The organism is Enterococcus devriesei (assembly GCF_001885905.1).
In the GTDB taxonomy this organism is placed as follows: Bacteria; Bacillota; Bacilli; order Lactobacillales; family Enterococcaceae; genus Enterococcus_A; species Enterococcus_A devriesei.
Map to the genome: position 1 here is coordinate 21680 of NZ_JXKM01000009.1, position 20044 is coordinate 41723.

At 41.7% G+C, this 20044-nt stretch carries 15 protein-coding genes and 1 other RNA gene; 6 read left to right on the top strand and 10 right to left on the bottom strand.

Going from position 1 to position 20044, the window contains the following annotated elements:
- Positions 1-128: 128 nt before the first annotated feature.
- Positions 129-1475: a glucose-6-phosphate isomerase gene (locus tag RV00_RS11995; RefSeq protein WP_071862834.1), complete on the bottom strand. Its 1347-nt coding sequence runs from the start codon at positions 1473-1475 to the stop codon at positions 129-131.
- Between the two features lie 85 nt (positions 1476-1560).
- Positions 1561-2904, bottom strand: coding sequence for an NADP-specific glutamate dehydrogenase (gene gdhA / locus RV00_RS12000; protein ID WP_071862835.1), 1344 nt, complete (start codon positions 2902-2904; stop codon positions 1561-1563).
- Between the two features lie 163 nt (positions 2905-3067).
- On the opposite strand from gdhA, the gene RV00_RS12005 reads away from it, so the two are divergent.
- On the top strand, positions 3068-4324 hold the full coding sequence (locus RV00_RS12005; protein WP_071862836.1) for a BaiN/RdsA family NAD(P)/FAD-dependent oxidoreductase: 1257 nt from the start codon (positions 3068-3070) through the stop codon (positions 4322-4324).
- On the opposite strand, the gene ybaK is transcribed toward RV00_RS12005, so the two are convergent.
- A complete protein-coding gene (gene ybaK, locus RV00_RS12010; protein WP_071862837.1) occupies positions 4321-4806 on the bottom strand; it encodes a Cys-tRNA(Pro) deacylase in 486 nt (161 codons plus the stop codon). The two genes, RV00_RS12005 and ybaK, sit on opposite strands and share 4 nt — an antisense overlap.
- Before the next feature lie 137 nt (positions 4807-4943).
- Between ybaK and RV00_RS12015 the strand changes: the two genes are divergently transcribed.
- Entirely contained in the window at positions 4944-5981 is a 1038-nt protein-coding gene (locus tag RV00_RS12015) for a tagatose 1,6-diphosphate aldolase (protein ID WP_071862838.1), read from the top strand.
- A 76-nt stretch (positions 5982-6057) separates the two neighbouring features.
- Here the strand turns inward: RV00_RS12015 and aroD are convergent, their stop codons facing one another.
- Positions 6058-6807 carry a type I 3-dehydroquinate dehydratase gene (aroD, locus tag RV00_RS12020; protein ID WP_071862839.1) on the bottom strand — a complete coding sequence of 250 codons (750 nt, stop codon included), beginning with the start codon at positions 6805-6807 and terminating at the stop codon, positions 6058-6060.
- A 20-nt stretch (positions 6808-6827) separates the two neighbouring features.
- Entirely contained in the window at positions 6828-7997 is a 1170-nt protein-coding gene (locus tag RV00_RS12025) for a class I SAM-dependent rRNA methyltransferase (protein WP_315306232.1), read from the bottom strand.
- A gap of 177 nt (positions 7998-8174) precedes the next feature.
- Here RV00_RS12025 and RV00_RS12030 point away from each other — a divergent pair, with 177 nt between their 5' ends.
- The 3 genes from RV00_RS12030 to RV00_RS12040 all read left to right on the top strand — a co-directional run bounded on the left by RV00_RS12030 (position 8175) and on the right by RV00_RS12040 (position 12637).
- On the top strand, positions 8175-10286 hold the full coding sequence (locus RV00_RS12030) for an LTA synthase family protein (protein WP_071862841.1): 2112 nt from the start codon (positions 8175-8177) through the stop codon (positions 10284-10286).
- Positions 10287-10406: 120 nt separating this feature from the next.
- The gene (locus RV00_RS12035) at positions 10407-11063 is read left to right on the top strand and encodes a hypothetical protein (RefSeq protein WP_071862842.1); all 657 of its coding nucleotides are present in this window, start codon (positions 10407-10409) and stop codon (positions 11061-11063) included.
- A gap of 134 nt (positions 11064-11197) precedes the next feature.
- Positions 11198-12637 carry an NCS2 family permease gene (locus tag RV00_RS12040; RefSeq protein ID WP_071862843.1) on the top strand — a complete coding sequence of 480 codons (1440 nt, stop codon included), beginning with the start codon at positions 11198-11200 and terminating at the stop codon, positions 12635-12637.
- A 38-nt stretch (positions 12638-12675) separates the two neighbouring features.
- Here the strand turns inward: RV00_RS12040 and RV00_RS12045 are convergent, their stop codons facing one another.
- Both RV00_RS12045 and RV00_RS12050 read right to left on the bottom strand, forming a co-directional pair.
- Entirely contained in the window at positions 12676-14139 is a 1464-nt protein-coding gene (locus RV00_RS12045; protein ID WP_071862844.1) for a sensor histidine kinase, read from the bottom strand.
- Positions 14136-14858, bottom strand: a complete 723-nt coding sequence (locus tag RV00_RS12050) for a response regulator transcription factor (protein ID WP_071862845.1) — start codon at positions 14856-14858, stop codon at positions 14136-14138. The genes RV00_RS12045 and RV00_RS12050 overlap by 4 nt, the downstream gene beginning before the upstream one ends.
- A 228-nt stretch (positions 14859-15086) precedes the next feature.
- Here RV00_RS12050 and ssrA point away from each other — a divergent pair.
- Positions 15087-15455, top strand: a transfer-messenger RNA (tmRNA) gene (ssrA, locus tag RV00_RS12055).
- 180 nt (positions 15456-15635) lie between these two features.
- Here ssrA and RV00_RS12060 read toward each other — a convergent pair.
- The 3 genes from RV00_RS12060 to RV00_RS12070 are packed head-to-tail and all read right to left on the bottom strand — an operon-like array spanning position 15636 to position 19938.
- A complete protein-coding gene (locus RV00_RS12060; RefSeq protein ID WP_071862846.1) occupies positions 15636-16862 on the bottom strand; it encodes an L-lactate MFS transporter in 1227 nt (408 codons plus the stop codon).
- Between the two features lie 11 nt (positions 16863-16873).
- Entirely contained in the window at positions 16874-19315 is a 2442-nt protein-coding gene (locus tag RV00_RS12065) for a flavocytochrome c (RefSeq protein ID WP_071862847.1), read from the bottom strand.
- Positions 19312-19938, bottom strand: coding sequence for an NADPH-dependent FMN reductase (locus RV00_RS12070; protein WP_071862848.1), 627 nt, complete (start codon positions 19936-19938; stop codon positions 19312-19314). Before RV00_RS12070 ends, RV00_RS12065 begins: the two co-directional genes overlap by 4 nt.
- Positions 19939-20044: the final 106 nt, after the last annotated feature.

Sequence of the window (20044 nt, forward strand, 5' to 3'; positions counted from 1 at the left end):
ATTTATTTAAAAGCGATTTTATTCTTCGCAAAAAATACTTTTTGTGGTTAATTTTGATTAGCAAAAGGCTATTTTCACTATACCAATTAAAAAAACGGCCTTCGCATCGCGAAAGCCGTTTTCGTTTTTTATAGGCGATTATTCAATTCTTTTGCTAAATCTTCAAATCCTGGTTTTCCAAGCAAAGCAAACATATTTTTCTTGTAAGCTTCAACACCTGGTTGGTTGAATGGGTTGACCCCTAATAAGTAACCAGATATTCCAACTGCGATTTCAAAGAAGTACATTGCATAACCTAAAGTGTAAGCGTCCATTGTTGGAATGTTTAACACTAGGTTAGGCACGCCGCCGTCAGTATGAGCTAATAATGTTCCTTGGTAGGCTTTTGAGTTAACAAAGTCAACGTCTTTGCCTTCCAAGTAACCTAAACCGTCTAAGTCAGATTCTTGAGCAGGAATTGCCACAGATTTACGTGGCTTTTCAACTTTTACGATGGTTTCGAAAATGTTACGACGGCCTTCTTGGATGTATTGTCCAAATGAATGCAAGTCAGTCGAGAAGTTGGCACTTGATGGGTAAATACCTTTCAAGTCTTTTCCTTCTGATTCGCCGTATAATTGTTTCCACCATTCGTTGAAATATTGCATGCCTGGTTCGTAGTTGACTAAGATTTCAGTCACTTTACCTTTACGGTATAAGATATTACGAAGTGCTGCATATTGATAGGCTTCATTTTCATCTAAGTTATCGCTTGAGTAAGCTTCACGAGCATCAGCTGCACCTTTCATCAATGCATCGATGTCAGCACCGCTTGCTGCGATCGGCAATAAACCAACGGCTGTAAGAACAGAGAAACGTCCACCGACATCATCTGGAATAACGAATGTTTCCCAGCCTGCTGCGTCTGCTTCAACTTTAACAGCTCCACGAGCTTTATCAGTTGTTGCGTAGATACGTTTGTTGGCTTCTTCTTCACCATATTTTTTGATCAATAATTCTTTGAAGACACGGAAAGCGATTGCTGGCTCAGTAGTCGTTCCTGATTTAGAAATGACGTTGACTGAGAAATCACGATCTCCGATCACTTCGATTAAGTCAGCAATGTACGTTGAGCTGATTGAGTTTCCGGCAAAGAATACTTGCGGTGCTTTACGATCTTCTTTGTCCAATACATTGAAGAATGTTTGATGTAAGAATTCGATCGCTGCACGAGCGCCTAAGTATGAACCGCCAATCCCGATAACAACTAAAACTTCTGAATCAGATTGGATTTTTTCAGCTGCTTTTTTGATCCGAGCAAATTCATCTTTGTCATAGTTTACAGGAAGATCGATCCAGCCAAGAAAATCATTTCCTGCGCCAGTTCCTTCATGTAATTCTTTATGAGCTCGAGCTACTTCAGTTTTGATGTAGTCCATTTCATGTTCGCTCACAAATGGTGCTACTTTCGAGTAATCGAATTGAATGTGTGCCATTGTTTTTCCTCCTTGAAAATCACTTCAGTACAACCTATACTTTACGTTTCTTTTCCTTTTTTTTCAAGTTCGAACCTCTCAAAAATTAAACTAATCCCTGAGCTAACATTGCTGCGGCGACTTTTTCAAAGCCGGCAATGTTGGCGCCAGCGGCGAAATTATCTTTTTCAGCATATTTTTCAGCGGTATCACGACATGTTTCATAAATATTTTTCATAATACCATCTAACTTGCTGTCCACTTCTTCTTTCGTCCAAGCCAACCGTTGTGAGTTTTGGCTCATTTCTAACGCTGAGACCGCGACTCCTCCAGCGTTTGCTGCCTTGCCTGAGCCGTAGAGAATCCCTTTTTCAAGATATAATTTGACAGCGTCCATCGTGCTTGGCATATTGGCGCCTTCAGCCACGACTTTGACTCCGTTTTTCACTAAGATCTCCGCTTTTTTGCCATCGATCTCATTTTGTGTCGCGCAAGGTAAAGCAATATCCGCGTCTATTTCAAACTCCCAAACAGAACCTTCATAATATTCAGCCGATGACCGTTCTTTGACGTATTCCGTCAGACGTTCCCGACGGACTTCTTTGATGTCTTTCAACAAGTCTAGGTCAATGCCCTCTTCGTCATAAATATAGCCGTTTGAATCAGAGCAAGTAATGACTCTCGCGCCTAATTCATGAGCTTTTTCAATCGCATAGATTGCTACATTTCCACTGCCGGAAACCAATACTTTTTTGCCTTCAAAAGAATCCTCACGGTCCTCCAACAAGTGTTTGACAAAATAAACGGCACCGTAGCCAGTTGCTTCTGTTCGTCCAAGACTGCCATTGAATCCTAGTGGTTTGCCCGTTAAGACGCCCATGTCGTATTCACGCAGACGTTTGTACTGACCAAATAGATAGCCAATCTCACGACCGCCAACACCAATATCTCCAGCCGGCACATCTAGGTTTGGTCCGATATGTTTTGCTAACTCAGTCATGAAACTTTGACAAAATCGCATGATCTCAGAGTCGGATTTCTTTTTCGGATCAAAATCTGAGCCGCCTTTGCCGCCACCAATTGGCAGATCCGTCAAACTATTCTTAAAGATTTGCTCAAAACCTAAAAATTTCAAAATACTCAAATTAACACTTGGGTGGAAACGTAATCCACCCTTATATGGACCAAGCGCTGAATTAAATTGAACGCGATAGCCGCGATTGACCTGCCAGTTTCCCGCATCGTCTTGCCAAGGTACCCGAAATTGGATCATTCTTTCAGGTTCAAGAATGATTTCTAAAATATTCTTCTCTACGTACTCTGGATGCTCTTCTAAGAAAGGAATGACTGCCGGTAAAAATTCTTCCACCGCTTGTAAAAATTCTTCTTGGTTTGGATCCTTTGCTGCTAAGTTTTTTTGAACCTGTTCCACATATTCTCTTACTTCCATCAAATTCCTCCTCACATTTAATACTCATAGTTTACATCATTTTTTAATAGAAGTGGGAATTAATTCATGCTACACTGCAATTTATAAATGGAATGTTCGTAAATGAAACAATGACTTTCAAATAAAATCGTCAGATAAAATATAATAAAGGTTGGTTGACTAGATGAAAAATAAATTTGATGTGATCGTGATCGGCGGCGGTCCCGCCGGTATGATGGCGAGTATTACTGCTGCGATGAACGGATCAAAGGTCGCACTTTTTGAAAAGAATAAACGCTTAGGTAAAAAGCTATTGATGACTGGCGGCGGTCGCTGTAATGTGACAAATAATCGACCGGTGGATGATCTGATTACCCATATACCTGGAAATGGGCGGTTCTTATATAGTACCTTTGCACAATTTGATAACCAGGATATTATGAGCTTTTTCAGTGAGCGTGGGGTTGCTTTAAAGGAAGAGGACCATGGTCGGATCTTCCCAGTTTCAAATAAATCAGCGACGATTGTCGACACTTTAAAGAAGGAATTGGAAAGTCTAAACGTGGAGCTGCATTTTAAGGAGCCTGTTGAAAAAATCATTTCTGATGGCGCGATGATCCAAGGGGTGCGTACCGCTGAAGGCGATTATTCCGCTAAAAGTGTGGTTATTACTACCGGTGGCATTACCTATCCTTCAACCGGTGCTCAAGGAGACGGCTACCGTTTCGCCAAAAGCGTCGGTCATCATGTGACGCCGTTATACCCGACCGAGTCACCGATTTTTTTAACCGATGATTTTGTTGCCGCCAAAACCTTACAAGGCCTATCCCTGCAAGATGTGACCTTGAGTGTGATAGACCAAAAAAATAAGACGGTTGCCAGCCATGAAATGGATCTGCTGTTTACTCACTTTGGGGTCTCTGGCCCTGCGGCGTTGCGTTGTTCCAGCTTTGTCAATCAGCTATTGCGAAATCAAGATACGGTCACACTAACGCTTGATTGTTTCCCGCAGCTTACGAAAGACGAACTTTTAGCTGAAATCAAAGAACGGGGCGGTGCCTCTACGAAACAATTAAAAAATGCTTTAGGCGGCCTTTTGCCTGAACGATTACTGCTATTCTTTTTAGGAAAAGTTGGGATCAGCGAGCAGACTTATCCGCAAACCACTAACGAACAATGGTCACAGTTGATCGACTATTGTAAAAACTGGTCATTGACCGCCAATAAAACCTTTGGCTTAGAAAAATCCTTCGTCACTGGTGGCGGCGTGGAACTTAAAGAAGTCAATCCTAAAGATTTAGCCAGCAAAAAAATCCCCGGCCTATATTTTGCCGGGGAGGTGCTTGATGTGAATGGCTATACCGGCGGTTACAATATCACCACCGCCTTTTGTACCGGCTATGTCGCCGGAACCAACGCCGCTTATCACGCTTTTGATTAAAGCGTCAACTCAACAAATTGCCCTCGCGTCAGTTCAACAATGGCGTCGGGGGCAATTTCCATTTGCAGCCCTCTTCTGCCTGCGGAAATAGCGATTTTTTCGAAGCTTTTTGCGGACGCGTCTACAAAGGTTGGAAATAGTTTTTTCATTCCGATGGGTGAACAGCCGCCGCGAATATACCCAGTGGTTGCTTCCAAATCTCTTAGATGGAGCATTTCAACTTTTTTATTGCCGCTAGCCTTCGCGATTTTTTTTAGATCTAGCTCGTGATTGCTTGGAACTACCGCTACTACTGGACCAGTTTTATTTCCTACTGCAACTAAAGTCTTGAAAATGCGCGCTGGTTCGATTTTGACTTGCTCGGATACATGGCCCGCCCCTAGATCCTCTTCACTCCAAGCATACTCATGCTCGATATAGTCGATCTTCTTTTGTTCTACCAAGCGAATTGCATTGGTTTTTTGAATTTTTTTCTTCGCCACGTCAATCCCTCACCTTTACTTATTTCCTAAAGTCTAGCAAAAAAGCGTCAATCAAACAAATGATCGTTTTATTTGGCCTTTTCCCGCAAAAGTCCTACACTGAAATTGTAGCAAGATAAGAAGGGAAGGATTTCATCATGAAAAGAATTTCAAGAGGAAAGTTTGAAAAGATGCAACAATTGTCAAATGATCACGGCGTCATTGCGGCCTTAGCTATCGATCAACGAGGCTCTATGAAAAAAATGATGCAAACCGCTGTGGGTGAGGAAAAATTCTCAATGGACCAAGTTTATGAGTTTAAAGAATTGGTTTCCCAAGAATTAACCAAACACGTCAGTGCCATTCTTTTAGATGAACAGTACGGCTTCAAAGGAATCAAAGCCAAAGATCCCAATTGTGGTTTGATCATGTCTTATGAAAAAACTGGCTACGATGCGAATACACCCGGTCGTTTACCAGAATTATTACCAGACGAATCATTAGATCGCTTGTTAGCAAAAGGCGCCGACGCTGCGAAAGTCTTGGTCTATTATGATCCTGATGAAGCGCAAGAAATTTTAGACGTGAAGCATGCCTTTTTGGAACGCTTAGGGACAGAAGCTTTAGCGGTGGATATTCCGGTATTTGTGGAACCAATCGTTTACGATAGTAAAATTACCGATGATCATTCACCGGAATTTGCGAAAATCAAACCGAAAAAAGTGATCGATACAATCAAGGAATTTACCCAAGACAAATACCATATCGATGTTTTGAAAGTCGAAGTTCCTGTTTTGTTTAAATACGTTGAAGGCTATACAAAAGACAATGATCCAGTTGTTTACACGCAAGAAGAAGCGGCAGCTTACTTCAAAGAAGCTGGCGAAGCAGCAACCCGGCCCTTCATTTATTTAAGTGCTGGTGTGCCTGCAGATATTTTCCGCGATGAACTGAAATTCGCCGGACAACATGGTGCCAATTATTGCGGTATCTTAGGCGGTCGAGCTACTTGGCGTGATGGAGTGCAAGTCTATGCCGATAACGGTAAGGAAGGCTTGATCAAATGGCTGGACACACAAGGACGCGAAAATATTGAAGAATTAAATGAAATTCTCGATCAGTATGCGAAACCTTGGTATGAAATCTATGGCGGGTTAGACCAGATCGAAGTCTTTGATATTGATGTGATGGAATAAAAATAAGAGAGTGAAACATTAAAAAATGTTTCACTCTCTTATTTGTTTGAACTGATTCGTTTCACCTCAGCAGCTCTTATCTTAACTCGTTTACGATCATCGCTAATTTTTCAGCCTCGATCATCGCGTCAGGTTGCGTTTTTCCTGCTAAAGACCCATATGTCATACAAGAGCCATCCAGTGAACCGCCGACTTGTGAGAATTTACCCAGTCTACCTAGTGAAACCGAAATAATCGGCAGCGTCACAAAGGTCTGGGCCTTCATAATGATTTTCATTTGTCGCAAAACATCAGCTTCACTTTTAGGAGTGACAACAATTTTTGCCAGATCCGCTCCCCAATGTTCGATTAGGTTTAAGCGAAATAACAGTACTGCGTCTTCTGGTGTCTGTTCGAAATCATAATAGCTCATGATGACCCGCACATCTAGAGCCTGCATCCATTTTATAAAGGTCGTTGAAAGTGTATCAACGATCGAAACCTCAATATCCGCCAAATCAATCGCTCGCGAAGAAACCGCAAACTCATTGATCTGCCGATACTGATTGAGTGGTAAATCTAATGTTCCTCCCGCCCGTTCGGTGCGTAGATTGAAAATCAAAGGAATATTACGGATTTCATCTCGCAAGGCCAGTAAAGTCTGATTTAATTTTTCTTCATCTAAAAGATCCTCATAATAATCCGCGCGCCATTCGATTACTTCTGCGACATTTTTCGCTTCATTCGCCTGTTCGATGATCTCATCGAAGGTTTTCCCAAGAATCGGTACGCAGATTTTAGGTTTTCCTGCATCAAATCGCACCTCTCTTACTTGCACATCCATCATACATATCCCATCCTATTTTTCTATTTTTTTATCTCATAAAACAATACCTTCAAGTAATTGCTTTCTTCAAAATGACTGGCTGGAAAATCAGCAGGCAATCGATAGCTTTCTACTAAATGATAGGTCGCTTGCTTGTTGTTTAAGGCTTGTTCGATTGCCTGTTTGAACTTCTTGATAGACAGATTCGCCGCGTTGGTAGAAGCAATGATCATTCCTTCATCAGACAAGATTTCAACACTGTCTTCAATCAACCGCCCGTAGTCTTTTGCCACGGAAAATGTTTTCTTCTTATTGCGGGCAAAACTTGGCGGATCTAAGATAATTACATCATAACGTAAGTTCTTTCGCATTGCATAGCGGAAATAATCAAAAGTATCCATGACAATGATTTTTTGCTGCTCTAAGGGTAAGCCATTGACGGCAAATTGCTCCTGCGTCTTTGGTAAACTACGTTGAGCTAAGTCCACGCTAGTCGTTTCCACCGCGCCGCCGTAAGCAGCCGCTACTGAAAAAGCACCGGTATAGCTAAACATATTCAACACTTTCTTGCCAGCGGCCAATCCTTCAGTCAACCGCCCCCGAACTTCTTTTTGATCCAAAAAGATCCCCGTCATATAGCCTTCATCTAAATAGACCGCATATGAAACACCATTTTCCAAGACAAGCAATGGCTCCTGTGGCTTCTCCCCCATCAACCATTGACTTTCTCTTAAGTCGCTAGTAAAGCGAATCTTTTCCACCACACCTTTCGCCGTTGGAAAGGCCACCAACAAACTGTCTAAGATTTCTTGTTGAAAATGATAGATCGTCTGATTGTACCAAGACAACACTAAATAATCGTGATAATAATCAATCGTCAATCCGCCGATGCCGTCTCCTTCACCATTAAATAAGCGAAAAGCGGTCGTTGTTCCATCCGCAAAAAAAGCTTGACGCCGCTGGATCGCCTGTTTAAAAGCTTCTATAAAAAAAGCACGGTCAATGGGACGCTGCGTTCGATCTAATACCCAGCCCATGCCTTTATTTTGTTTGCCTAAATAGCCAGAGGCAACATATTTATCATTACCATCAACAAAAGTCACCCATTCAAGGGGAATTTTTTTTATATTTTGTTTCAAATCTTCTATTTGAATTAATGGATTTCCTTGACGAATTCGTTTAATTCCATTATTTGTTAATTCTATCTTCACATTCATCCCTGCTTTCACCACTAGTATATCAAAAAAAACAGCTAGTTTTCGCTTATAAAGTTTTTATTAAAGCTGATTGCTCCTAATTTGATAAGAATTGACGGGGACCATGTAAGCTAGTAAAATGTTACCAAGTGAACAATTTGCATTTCTTCTGCATTAGAAAGGAAGTTACTATTGAATAAACTCAAAACACCAAAATTTTTAAATAAGCGTTTAGGCTTTTACGCCTTATTAACCTTCTTATTATGGGCTAAAAGTATCTTTGCCTATTTATTTGAATTTAATCTCGGGATCGAGAGCCTGACCCAATACTTTATTCTCTTCATCAACCCAATCGCCTCGACGATGTTCTTGTTATCGATCGCCTTGTATGTGCGCAGACCAAAGGCATCTTATCGAACAATGATGGTGATTTACGCGCTGGCCAGTTTCTTACTGTTTGCCAACGTCGTCTACTACCGCGAATTTACTGACTTCATTACCGTCAACACTTTCTTAGGTGCCGGCAAAGTCGCTAGTGGTTTAGGTGAGAGTGCCATTCGTTTGTTCCGTCCATATGACCTCTTATTCTTGATTGATATCATTATCTTGCCGCTGCTTTTATGGCGCAAACGAATCAAAGAAGAAGAACGTCCCGTACGTGCTCGGATGGCTTTTGCGATGACCGCTCTATCGATCATGATCTTCTCAGGAAATCTTTTCTTGGCAGAAGCAGACCGTCCAGAATTATTGACCCGGACTTTTTCTCGTGACTATTTGATTAAATATCTTGGGGTTAATGCCTTTACCGTTTACGATGGCATCCAAACCTATAATACCAACCAAGTACGAGCAGAAGCGAGTCCAAATGATCTAAAGGATGTTGAAGCGTATGTCAAAGAACACTACGCCGCTCCAAACAGTGACTATTACGGTATTGCCAAAGGACGGAACGTCATTACGATCCATTTAGAAAGTCTGCAACAGTTTGTGATCGACTACAAATTGAAAGATGCAAATGGACAAGAACATGAAGTAACGCCGTTCTTAAACAGTATTTTCCATAACAACAGCACTTTTGCTTTTGATAATTTCTTCCACCAAGTCAAAGCCGGAAAAACTTCCGACGCGGAAACATTGATGGAAAACTCGTTGTTCGGCTTGAATCAAGGTTCACTCTTCTCGCAACTAGGCGGAAAGAACACCTTCCAAGCAGCACCGGATATTTTGAAACAAACAGAAGGCTACACAAGTGCGGCTTTCCACGGAAATTCAGGAAACTTCTGGAACCGGACGGAAACCTACAAAAATCTTGGCTATGATTATTTCTTCGATTCTTCTTATTATGATGTGAACGATGAAAACTCATTCCAATACGGCTTGCATGACAAACCGTTCTTCCAACAATCAGTGAAATATCTGGAGCGTCTGCAACAGCCGTTCTATTCAAAATTTATTGCTGTATCCAATCACTATCCATACAGTGAATTTAAAAATGATGAAGCTGGCTTCCCAATGGCCGATACTGGTGACGAAACCATTAATGGTTACTTTGCTACAGCCAACTATTTGGATAAAGCCGTTGAAGAATTCTTTAACTATCTAAAAGCTTCTGGCTTGTATGACAATTCCATCATCGTCATGTATGGCGATCATTATGGAATTTCTAATTCAAGAAATCCTGATTTAGCACCATTACTTGGTAAGTCGAAAGAAACTTGGTCAAACTATGACAATGCGCAAATGCAGCGGGTACCTTACATGGTTCATGTGCCTGGACAAGAAAAAGGCGGCATCAACCATACTTACGGCGGTGAAGTTGATGCGTTACCTACTCTGCTTCATCTATTAGGAACAGATACGAGCAAATACTTGCAACTAGGTCAAGATTTATTATCAAAAGATCATGACCAAGTCGTAGCTTTCCGTGATGGCGACTATGTGACACCAAAATATACAAACTACAGTGGGAACTTGTACGACAACAAGACTGGTCTTCCAATCACTGAACCGGATGAAACGGTTAAGGCCGAAACTGAAGCGAACAAGGACGCTGTTGCGAAACAGTTAGATACCTCGGATCACATCAATAACGGGGATCTCTTGAGATTCTATTCAGCTAGCGGATTGAAGCCAATCGATGCATCCGATTATAACTATAAAGATGGCTTGAAACAGATGGAAAAAATCGAAAATAAACTCGGTGATAAATCCACTAGCATCTTTGATCAACATGGAAAAAAATCCACTCAAGACTTGTATAAGACTGAAACGTATAAACAATATCAAGAACAAAATCAACAATAATTCTCAATCACCCATTTCGCAAACATACGAAATGGGTGATTTTTTTGCACTTATTTCTTCTGATAGAATTCATACTTCTTTCAAATTAAGAATTTATACTACTTATTAAGAGGTGAGTATATGAATCTTTTCTCAACAACACTTACAACGATCAAGCGGCATCGCTTTCAATTTTCGATTTCATGGGTGATTTGTTTATTCGCCCTTTTTAGTTTAACCAGCTTTGGTGTGCTGCGGTCGATCTTGATTCAATTAGATTCACTCGACCAAATCAAATTATTTACGAAGCCTGAAATCAAACAGCTACAGGAATATTTTGCTGATCGTCTGCTTTTTTGTTGTATCGGCTTCTTTTGTTTACTGTTGATCGGCTTTGCTCTACGTTTATACATCCAAAAAAAATATACTACTTCATTAAAGCAATTAATTTACACCACAGGATTAGAATTTTTTATCGGCCTGATGGTTGCTACAATTAGTTTAATTCTTCTTTTCGCGATCTTTGAACCGGTCTACGAAAGTGTCTTACAAAATTTGTATCATCAAGGCTTAAACCAATTCAAGAACTTGCCGAATTTTGTTTTAAGTAACGGTACTAGCGGAATTGCCTATTCGATTCGTTCTTCCCTATCCTTTGAGTTATCCTCTATGACTTTACTGGATCTTTTTTTTAACGCTTTACTGAAGGCCTGCGCTTTTCTCGTCGCAAGCTTAGGCGTAATGATTCTCCTATTCCAAACAATCAATCGAATCAGCAAAAGGAAGGATGTCCGTTAAAACACGAACATTCTTCCTTTTAATTATTCTTTTCTTGAAATAAAACTTGAAAGTCGATTATTCCTTCATTATACTTAAAAAGTATTCGGGTTTTATCGATATCATGAACTTATTTTAAGGAGCGTTTATTTAAAATGGAAAAATTCTTCAAGTTAAAAGAACACGGGACCAATTTTTCAACGGAAATGATGGCGGGGATCACGACTTTCTTCGCGATGAGTTATATTTTATTCGTTAATCCAAGTATTTTATCAGCTTCAGGAATGCCATTTCAGGCGGTATTTTTAGCAACGATTATCGCTTCTGTCATTGGAACTTTAGTCATGGGTTTGTTCGCTAACGTACCTTATGCGCAAGCACCAGGTATGGGACTGAATGCGTTCTTCACTTACACAGTCGTTTTTGGATTAGGTTATTCTTGGCAACAAGCGCTAGCGATGGTTTTCATTTGCGGAATCATTAATATTCTGATCACGGTTACCAAAATTCGTAAATTGATCATTCGTGCAATTCCTGAAAGTATGCAGCACGCGATCGGTGGTGGGATCGGGATTTTTGTTGCTTATGTGGGAATCAAAAATGCTGGTCTACTTTCCTTTACTGCTGACTCTTCAGCCATCACTAGCAGTGTAATAGAAGGCGGCAAAGCCACCAATGTTTCGATCAACAGCGGAATTGTTCCTGCTTTGGCGAACTTTAATAATGCGCCGATTATTTTGGCTGTCATTGGTTTGGTTTTAACAACGATCTTAGTCGTTAAAAATGTCCGTGGCGCAATCTTGATTGGTATCTTAGTCACGACTTTATTAGGTATTCCAATGGGCGTCGTTCAATTAGGCGCGATTGATTGGCACGCAAATTCATTAGGCAATTCGATCCAAGAGCTTGGTACAACCTTTGGTGCAGCCTTTGGTTCAGCTGGCATGGGCTCGCTCTTTTCTGATTCATCAAAATTGCCGCAAGTATTAATGACGATTTTAGCCTTTAGCTTATCTGATACCTTCGATACGATCGGAACCTTTATTGGAACTGGCCGGAGAACCGGCATTTTCTCTAAAGAAGATGAAATGGCGTTAGACAATGACGGCCGCGGCTTTAAAACAAAGATGGACAAAGCCTTGTTCGCAGATGCGATTGCTACATCGATTGGTGCGATCTTCGGTACATCGAATACTACCACTTACGTTGAATCAGCTGCTGGTATCGGTGCTGGTGGACGCACAGGTTTGACTTCCGTCGTCGTTGCTATTCTATTTGCTCTAAGCAGTCTGTTTTCTCCACTGATTGCGATCGTACCAGCACAAGCAACCGCACCTGCCTTGATCTTAGTCGGAGTCATGATGTTGGCATCCTTCGCGGATATTAATTGGTTGGACTTGGAAGAAGCCGTTCCCGCTTTCTTCGCGAGTGTCTTTATGGGGCTATGCTACAGCATTTCTTATGGGATCGCTGCTGGTTTTATTTTCTACACGATCGTTAAAGTCATTAAAGGAAAAACCAAGGAAATCTCACCGATTCTTTGGATCGTTGATCTACTATTCATTTTGAACTTTATCATCTTGGCAATTTTATAAATTCAACATTAAAGAAGAAGCGTAAAACCGATTTGGTTTTACGCTTCTTCTTTTACGTCTTCTTTTACTTCATCGGGAAATGTCACTTTGAAGGTCGTTCCCTTTTCAAGTTCGCTGGTGACCTCAATCGTTCCATGATGCAGGCGAACTAATTCTTGAACGATGGACAATCCCAGTCCGGACTCGCCGTATTTCGTATTTTTCCGTGATGGATCGGCTTTGTAATAGCGATCCCAAATATTTTTTACTTGTTCCTCTGACATACCGATCCCATTATCACTGATCTCGATCGCTGTCCCAGCGGCTTCTTTTTGGATTGAGACTTTAATGGTCCCATTTTGTGTAAACTGGATCGCGTTTTGAATCAGGTTCACCAGCACTTGAACGAACCGATCGTAATCCGCATAGACGTCAATCGCTTCATCCGTGTTCAAGACTAGCTGGTCGCCAGAAGCCTCAGCTTTGGCTTTTAGTTGCGTCAACAGAGTTGAGACTGCTTCAGTGGCATTGAACTTCTGCAAAATAATACTGATTTGATTGGTCCTGATCTTTTCATAATCGAGATTTTCATTGACCAAACGAATCAATCGGGACGTTTCATTTTGCATCAAAGTGATTGCTTTGGCCTTTTGATTTTCCGGGATCGCGTTGTATTGCAGCCCTTCCAAAAGACCATTAATGGTCGTCAGCGGTGTCCGCATCTCGTGAGAAGCATCCGCCATAAATTGTTTCCGACGTTCTTCTTGCCGCTCGATCTCATCTTGCGACTCTTTCAAAGAGATGGTCATTTGATTAAAATCATTGGCTAGATCATCAAATTCATCCCGATTACGATTCGGTACCACTACATCAAAGTTCCCTGTGGCCACCTCTTTAGTGGCCGAACGCATTCGATTGATCCGCTTTACCTGTCTGGTAGCAAATAAATAGCTGACGATGATCGCGATAATCGAGGCAATAATGAAGGCTTTAAATAGGTCCGTCACGATGGAATTGACGCTATTTTCCACGTTCATCGCCGGCTGACTGACCAAAAGTACTCCATAAAAAGAATCATTGCTGAAAAACGGCACCATCGCATAGGAAGTCGTTTGATTTTGCCCCATCACATTCTTCGTGCTGGTTTCCTTTTGCTGCTGACCAGCCTTCAACGCCTTCCACTGCGCGTCGCTAACTAAGTGCTTATTGACCTTACCGGCTTTTTGCGGGTATTGGACATTTTGATCCTTGTCGATGAAAACAAAGGTCACCCCTTGTTGATTCAAACTAACTTCGGTGACACTAATGGCATTTTGAAAGGCCGCGTCTTCTGTCATCCAATCATATTGACTGCTGAAAGAAAGATTGGTTTTTTCAACCGAGCGGGCATAGCCGAACAATTCTTTATAGTTATTATCCTCAAGTGTTTTTCGCGTGAATTGGGTAAAAGAAAGTCCCAACGTCAACAGGATCAACAATATCAATCCGCCGAAAGCCAACAATTGCTGATAAAGATACTTCATCGAGCAACCTCGGTATCATCAAATTTGTAACCGACGCCCCAAACCGTTTGAATGACCTGCGATCCGACTTTTTCAATCTTCTGACGCAGCTTTTTGATATGAGCATCAACTGTCCGCTCATCGCCAAAATACTGATAATCCCAAACCAATTCCAACAACTGTTCACGAGTAAAGACTTGTCGCGGCTTCTTCGCCATTGTATAAAGCAAATCAAATTCCTTCGGCGTCAGTCCCTCAATCGCCTTATCATCCAAATAAGCCTCTCGCGTCTTCAAGTTCATTTTGAAATGATCGGTTTGGATATCAAAGTTCTCATTGTTCGCTGCGACTTCCTTATTCGGTTCAGTCGCTAGTTCGCTACGACGATGCAATGCTTTGATCCGTGCAATTAAAGTCAGCGGCGAGAAGGGTTTTGTGACGTAGTCATCAGCTCCCATCTCCAAACCAATCACTTGATCGCTTTCGGAATCTCTGGCCGTCAGCATAATAATCGGTACCGTGCTAGAAATTTTGCGAATCTCACGACCCACTTCCATTCCATCCATGCTAGGTAGATTCAAATCAAGCGTGATCATGTCCCATTTTTGTGGATCTGCTTTAAACGCCTCCAAACCTTCTTTGCCATCGTATTTAAATTCAGCTTCCCAGCCTTCATTTAAAAAGAACATCTGCATCATTTCAGAGACGGATTCATTATCTTCAATCATTAAAATATTCATACAATATCCCCCTAGTATCATCTGATTCTCATACTTAGTATACTCTATTTCAATTTTTTCAACCATTACCTTACCTATATCTTCATTAACAATTTGCTTTTTCTTCAATCTTTTTAGCGCTTTCCTCTGACAATTCATGCCTTTCGCTAAAGCTTGAAAGCTTTGCTTAGTTCTTTGCTTTTTCGATGATGGAATGTTATAATTTCATTTGCAGTAAAATTTTATTAGGGGGCTGTTTCTGGATTCGACAGGCATTGTTCGGGCCTGAGTTGCGCTTCGTAGGTTACGTCTACGTAAAAACGTTACAGTTAAATATAACTGCTAAAAACAATAACAACTCTTACGCTTTAGCTGCCTAAAAACAGTTAGCGTAGATCCTCCCGGTATCGCCCATGTGCTCGGATCAGGGTCTCAAATTAAGTGGGATACGTTTTAACTTTCCGTCTGTAAGTTAAAAAAGAGATCATCAGACTAGCGAAATAGACTGCTTGTCACTCGGCATGCTATCGAGCGAAACTTCAAATGAGTTGACTATGAGCGTAGAGATTTAGGTTAAGAGATGTTTGGACAGGGGTTCGATTCCCCTCAGCTCCATTATAAAAAGGAACGATCTCGAGAGATCGTTCCTTTTTATTTGCAAAAAAATAATAGTAGCTTTATCTGTAACTTCTTTCTCGACTCCATCCCTTGCTTCAAACAGCTACCCACAAAAAACTTATCGAAGCAGTGTAAGAGGCAAACCTTCTCACATTGCTTTGATAAGCAGACAACACTATTTTAATTGATTGAAGCTTTCATCACTTTCTTCTTCAATTGAAGATAAACGATGTTCAATAAGATCCCAATTCCGGCAACACAAATCGCCACATAAAAAGCTTGGGTAAAATTCCCTTGATGACTCGTAGCTAGACTGATTGCGACTTTAGGTGCAAAGAATGCTGCCGCGGAGTAGCCACAGAAAATTATACCGTAATTGACCCCTTGATTGACCGGACCATAATTTTCCATTACTAATGGAGGGAAAACGCCCATCACGCCGCCAAAACACAAACCTAGTACAATGATTCCCGCAGCGAAGCCTAGTGAAGATGAAAAGGCCACTAGCATAATAAAAGCGGCAATAACTGCACCAAAGATCATATTCAATGCTTGATTTCTCCCAAGTCTGTCAGAAATAATTCCCCAGAAGACACGGCCACAACAATTACTCAACGAATATAGACTCACATAAAAGGCCGCTGTACTAGCTGACAAGTGGAACATTTGTTGTCCGATCGCTGATGCGTTGGACGCGATCATCAAGCCTGAAAAAGCCCCGGTAAACATCATTAGAAAAATCAAATAGAAATTAGGTGTCTTCAGCATGTCCCGCCAGTTCTTATTATTCCCTTTAGGATTGCCTTTAACAGTCGGTGGCGTCCAACCTGCCGGCTGAAAACCTACCGGCGCCTTCTTGATAAACAGGCTGGCCGTAACCACTACCGCCATATAGAAAATACCTAGAACACGAAAAGCGTAAGACACATCATGTGTTTGAATCAAATAGTTTCCAATTGGTGCTGCGATGATCGCCGCACCACCCATCCCAGCTGTGATGATTCCTGAAGCAAGACCCTTTTTATCTGGGAACAATTTAATTGTATTGCTTAAGCAGCCTGAATAGGCCAAGCCTTGACCTAAGCCGCCTAGTACGCCATAAGTCAGATATAACATCGTCGTCGTGTTCGCCATTCCTGATAAAAAGAAACCTAAACCAAACATCAAACCACCAATCGTGATCGTCCACTTCGCTAATCCGCGATCTGTCAAAAAGCCGCCAAGGATCATTGGGATCGGCCCAATCGCTGAATTGATTGCAAAAGCCGTCATCACTTCTCCCATGCTCCAGTTTTTCGTAGCACTCAAAGGTCCCGCAAAAACACTGAAGGCATAGATTGCACCAGTACATAACAATACAGCGGTTGAGGCGATAAGAATCTGCCATCGATTAACTTTAGTTATCATAATTTCCTCCATTACACTTTCACTGTGTGGGCTTTTAGTTCATTGATCGCTGTTTTACCAGCGATACGTCCAAAGGTAAAGATATCTGTCAATGAGTTTCCGCCAAGTCGATTTCCAGCATGGATTCCGCCTGCTACTTCTCCCGCAGCATATAAGCCTGGAATAACCGCTCCCTCTTTATCTAACACATGAGTATTTACATCAATTTTCAACCCGCCCATTGTATGGTGGACAGCTGGTTTCCGAGGTGTCGCATAAAATGGTGCTACTTCAACCTTCAGATCAAAGACGTCTTTGCCAAATTCTTCGTCTACGCCAGCATCAACCGCTGCGTTGTATTTTTCAATCGTTGCTGTTAAAACTTGCGGATCAACTTGAATTTGTTCAGCTAATTCTGCTAATGTGTCTGCTCGGTACAAAGTTCCCGCCGCTACTTGCTTGTCGATTTTTTCTTGCGAAGTATTGTAAGCAGTATTTTTAATCAGCTCATCAGCGATCAAGTAGAACAATCCGCCATTATCAATCGCTGCTTGGGTCAAGAGATCCCGACTACCATACTCATTGACAAAACGTTCGCCTTTCTGGTTTACCATTACAAAGTTTTGTGGCGGAACTTGCAAACCACTAAATAACGCGCCTGTCTCTGGATCGGAGACTGGCATTATTTGTGAGAAGCCCATTCCGACTAAATCTGCGCCTGCTTGTTGACCAAGTAGAATTCCATCACCTGTAATCGCTGGTGAATTAGAAGTTTTGATGTCATCATCAATTTCTGTCCAATAGGTATTGTATTCCTTCAACATTTTTGTATTTGCGCCAAAACCACCGGAAGCTAAGATTACTGCGGCTGCATGGACAGTCACTTGCTCACCATTCATCCCTTCCCCAACGACACCTGTGACCTTTCCGTCTTCAATAATCAAGTTTTTCACTGCCGTATCGGTAATGATCTGACCGCCATTTTTTTCGACGAAGGCTTTCAAAGCAGATACATAAGCGTAACCTTCATTTTTTAATGGCTTATGTCCTCTACGCCACAAAGCACCTACTGGCATGGTTACGTCTGTCTTATCAAATTCGACTCCAATTGCCTCTAACCATTCGACTGATTCCATCGCTCGATCCGTCAAGGTCTTCACTAAATCGTATTGTCCGTAAATAACTGTTCCTTGTTGATCGGTCCGCTTGCCTCCTAAATAGGTTTGCATCCGATAAAATAATTCTGAGTCAAAGAGATAGCCGTTTGGATCGTCATTTTCTGCTAGGTAATCGACTATTTCTTTTTGCAATGTTCGAAAATCTTCGCGGTATTCTGGATCAATTTGATTTTCATCCAGTTCAGCCATTTCCTTCAGGGTATGACTTTCTCCTGGCTTAGCCGCAAAGCCATTTTGCCATGCTGGGTCTGCCGCATTCATCGGACCACCAGTACGAACGGTATTTCCGCCGATAGCTGGGAATTTTTCAACGACGATGACTTTTTTACCTTCTTGTAAAACTTTTGAGGCGGCAGTCAATCCCGCACCTCCTGCGCCGACTACAACGACATCCGTCGTGTATGCCGCATCATGGGTAGCTAACGCGCTAGGTGCTTTCGGACGTTTTTTCAACGTGTCGGGATTTGCTCCGGCCATTTTTATCGCCTTCGCTACGCCGTCAATTACGCCATTACTTGTGACAGAAGCCCCTGACAATACATCCACATTCAAAGTTTGACCTTCAACGATTTGTTGTGGAATCCGGGTGAAGACCACATCCGCGATTCCTTCTGATTCGCCAGAAGTATCGATATCAATGCTTTCGATTCGCTCCTGTGATAGAGTGACTGTCATTGGTAGATCACCATTGTGTCCAGGCGCTGTGACTGTAAATGAACCTGGTTCAAAGGTCACATCTTCAGGAACATTCAATAAATTCGCCACTTCAGTGAAGCGTAAAAAGTGCCAAAAACAGCTTTCTAGAAAATCGATCGTCCGTTCATCTTTTAGATCCCCTGCATCATTAAAGGCTTGATGAGCACGGCCTAGTAAGAATTCATAGCCGGGCATCACGGTCGCATTTACGCCAGGAGCATCTAAGATCTGACGCAAATGTAGTTGCGCTCTGGAAGAACCTTGAACATCGTAAGAAGCCCCTACGATCATGACCGGTTTCCCGTCAAAAGGATGGAGGTTAAAAGACAACCATTCGATAATGCTTTTCAACGCTGATGGAACCGAATGATTGTGTTCAGGTGTGGCAATGATTACTCCGTCGGCTTCCATGATTTTATTATTGAACGCTTGAATCACCGGGCTATTGGATTGATCATCGGTTTCATTGAACATCGGCACATCCGTTAATTCTAAAATTTCAATTTCCGCTTTTGCTTCAAAATGTTTTTGCATGAACTGTAATAATTCTCGATTGTATGATTTTTTTGCATTCGTTCCTACAAGTCCAATAAATTTCATTTTTCGATTCCTCCATTTACCGCCTGTTCCCAGGTAAAATTACGCTTTTGTTCTGTTTTAAAACGTTGGTCTTTTGTTAGTTGGTTCGTGAGAGTAACAAAAAGTTGAAATTCTTCAAAACATTCCTCCAACTCTGTCACCTTATCTCCGTATACTAATTCTCCAGACTCATCAAAAGCTTCCAATGAACGACCTAATAGAAATTCCATGCCTGGCATGATCCGAGCTTTTAATTCAGGTGCATCCAAAATTTGACGTAAATGTGCTTGCGCTCGGGAGGAGCCAAGAGAACCATGAGAGGCGCCAACGATCATAACAGACTTATCAATCAGTGGCCGTGTCGTATATGACAACCATTCCAAGGCACTTTTCAACGCAGCGGGAATCGCGTGGTCGTACTCAGGGGTACTAATGATTACTCCGTCTGCCTCATCTAGCTTGTCTGATAATTCCTTCACCGCAGCAGGAGCCACCGCTTCCTCCGGTTCATTAAAGGCAGGTAGATCCTTGATTTCGCAAATCTCAATCTCCGCTTGTTCCGAAAAGTGCTTTTGGATATAGTGTAATAATTGACGATTAGTGGAACGGCTTGAGTTCGTCCCAACGATACCGATAAGTTTCATTTCATTCATCCTTTCGTTTGTGTAGTTGCGCACAAATAAATCTAAAATAATATTCTTTGCCTATTGAAACTAATTTCATTTGACAAAGAGCTTTCTTGGCTATAGT

Excerpts from the sequence above, each read along its gene's own strand:
- aroD (WP_071862839.1), bottom strand. The coding sequence starts at position 6,807 with ATGATGGATGTGCAAGTAAGAGAGGTGCGATTTGATGCAGGAAAACCT.
- RV00_RS12070 (WP_071862848.1), bottom strand. The coding sequence starts at position 19,938 with ATGAAACTTATCGGTATCGTTGGGACGAACTCAAGCCGTTCCACTAAT.
- RV00_RS12050 (WP_071862845.1), bottom strand. The coding sequence starts at position 14,858 with ATGAATATTTTAATGATTGAAGATAATGAATCCGTCTCTGAAATGATG.
- gdhA (WP_071862835.1), bottom strand. The coding sequence starts at position 2,904 with ATGGAAGTAAGAGAATATGTGGAACAGGTTCAAAAAAACTTAGCAGCA.
- RV00_RS12045 (WP_071862844.1), bottom strand. The coding sequence starts at position 14,139 with ATGAAGTATCTTTATCAGCAATTGTTGGCTTTCGGCGGATTGATATTG.
- RV00_RS12040 (WP_071862843.1), top strand. The coding sequence starts at position 11,198 with ATGGAAAAATTCTTCAAGTTAAAAGAACACGGGACCAATTTTTCAACG.
- RV00_RS12060 (WP_071862846.1), bottom strand. The coding sequence starts at position 16,862 with ATGATAACTAAAGTTAATCGATGGCAGATTCTTATCGCCTCAACCGCT.
- RV00_RS12005 (WP_071862836.1), top strand. The coding sequence starts at position 3,068 with ATGAAAAATAAATTTGATGTGATCGTGATCGGCGGCGGTCCCGCCGGT.
- RV00_RS11995 (WP_071862834.1), bottom strand. The coding sequence starts at position 1,475 with ATGGCACACATTCAATTCGATTACTCGAAAGTAGCACCATTTGTGAGC.
- RV00_RS12035 (WP_071862842.1), top strand. The coding sequence starts at position 10,407 with ATGAATCTTTTCTCAACAACACTTACAACGATCAAGCGGCATCGCTTT.
- RV00_RS12015 (WP_071862838.1), top strand. The coding sequence starts at position 4,944 with ATGAAAAGAATTTCAAGAGGAAAGTTTGAAAAGATGCAACAATTGTCA.
- RV00_RS12065 (WP_071862847.1), bottom strand. The coding sequence starts at position 19,315 with ATGAAATTTATTGGACTTGTAGGAACGAATGCAAAAAAATCATACAAT.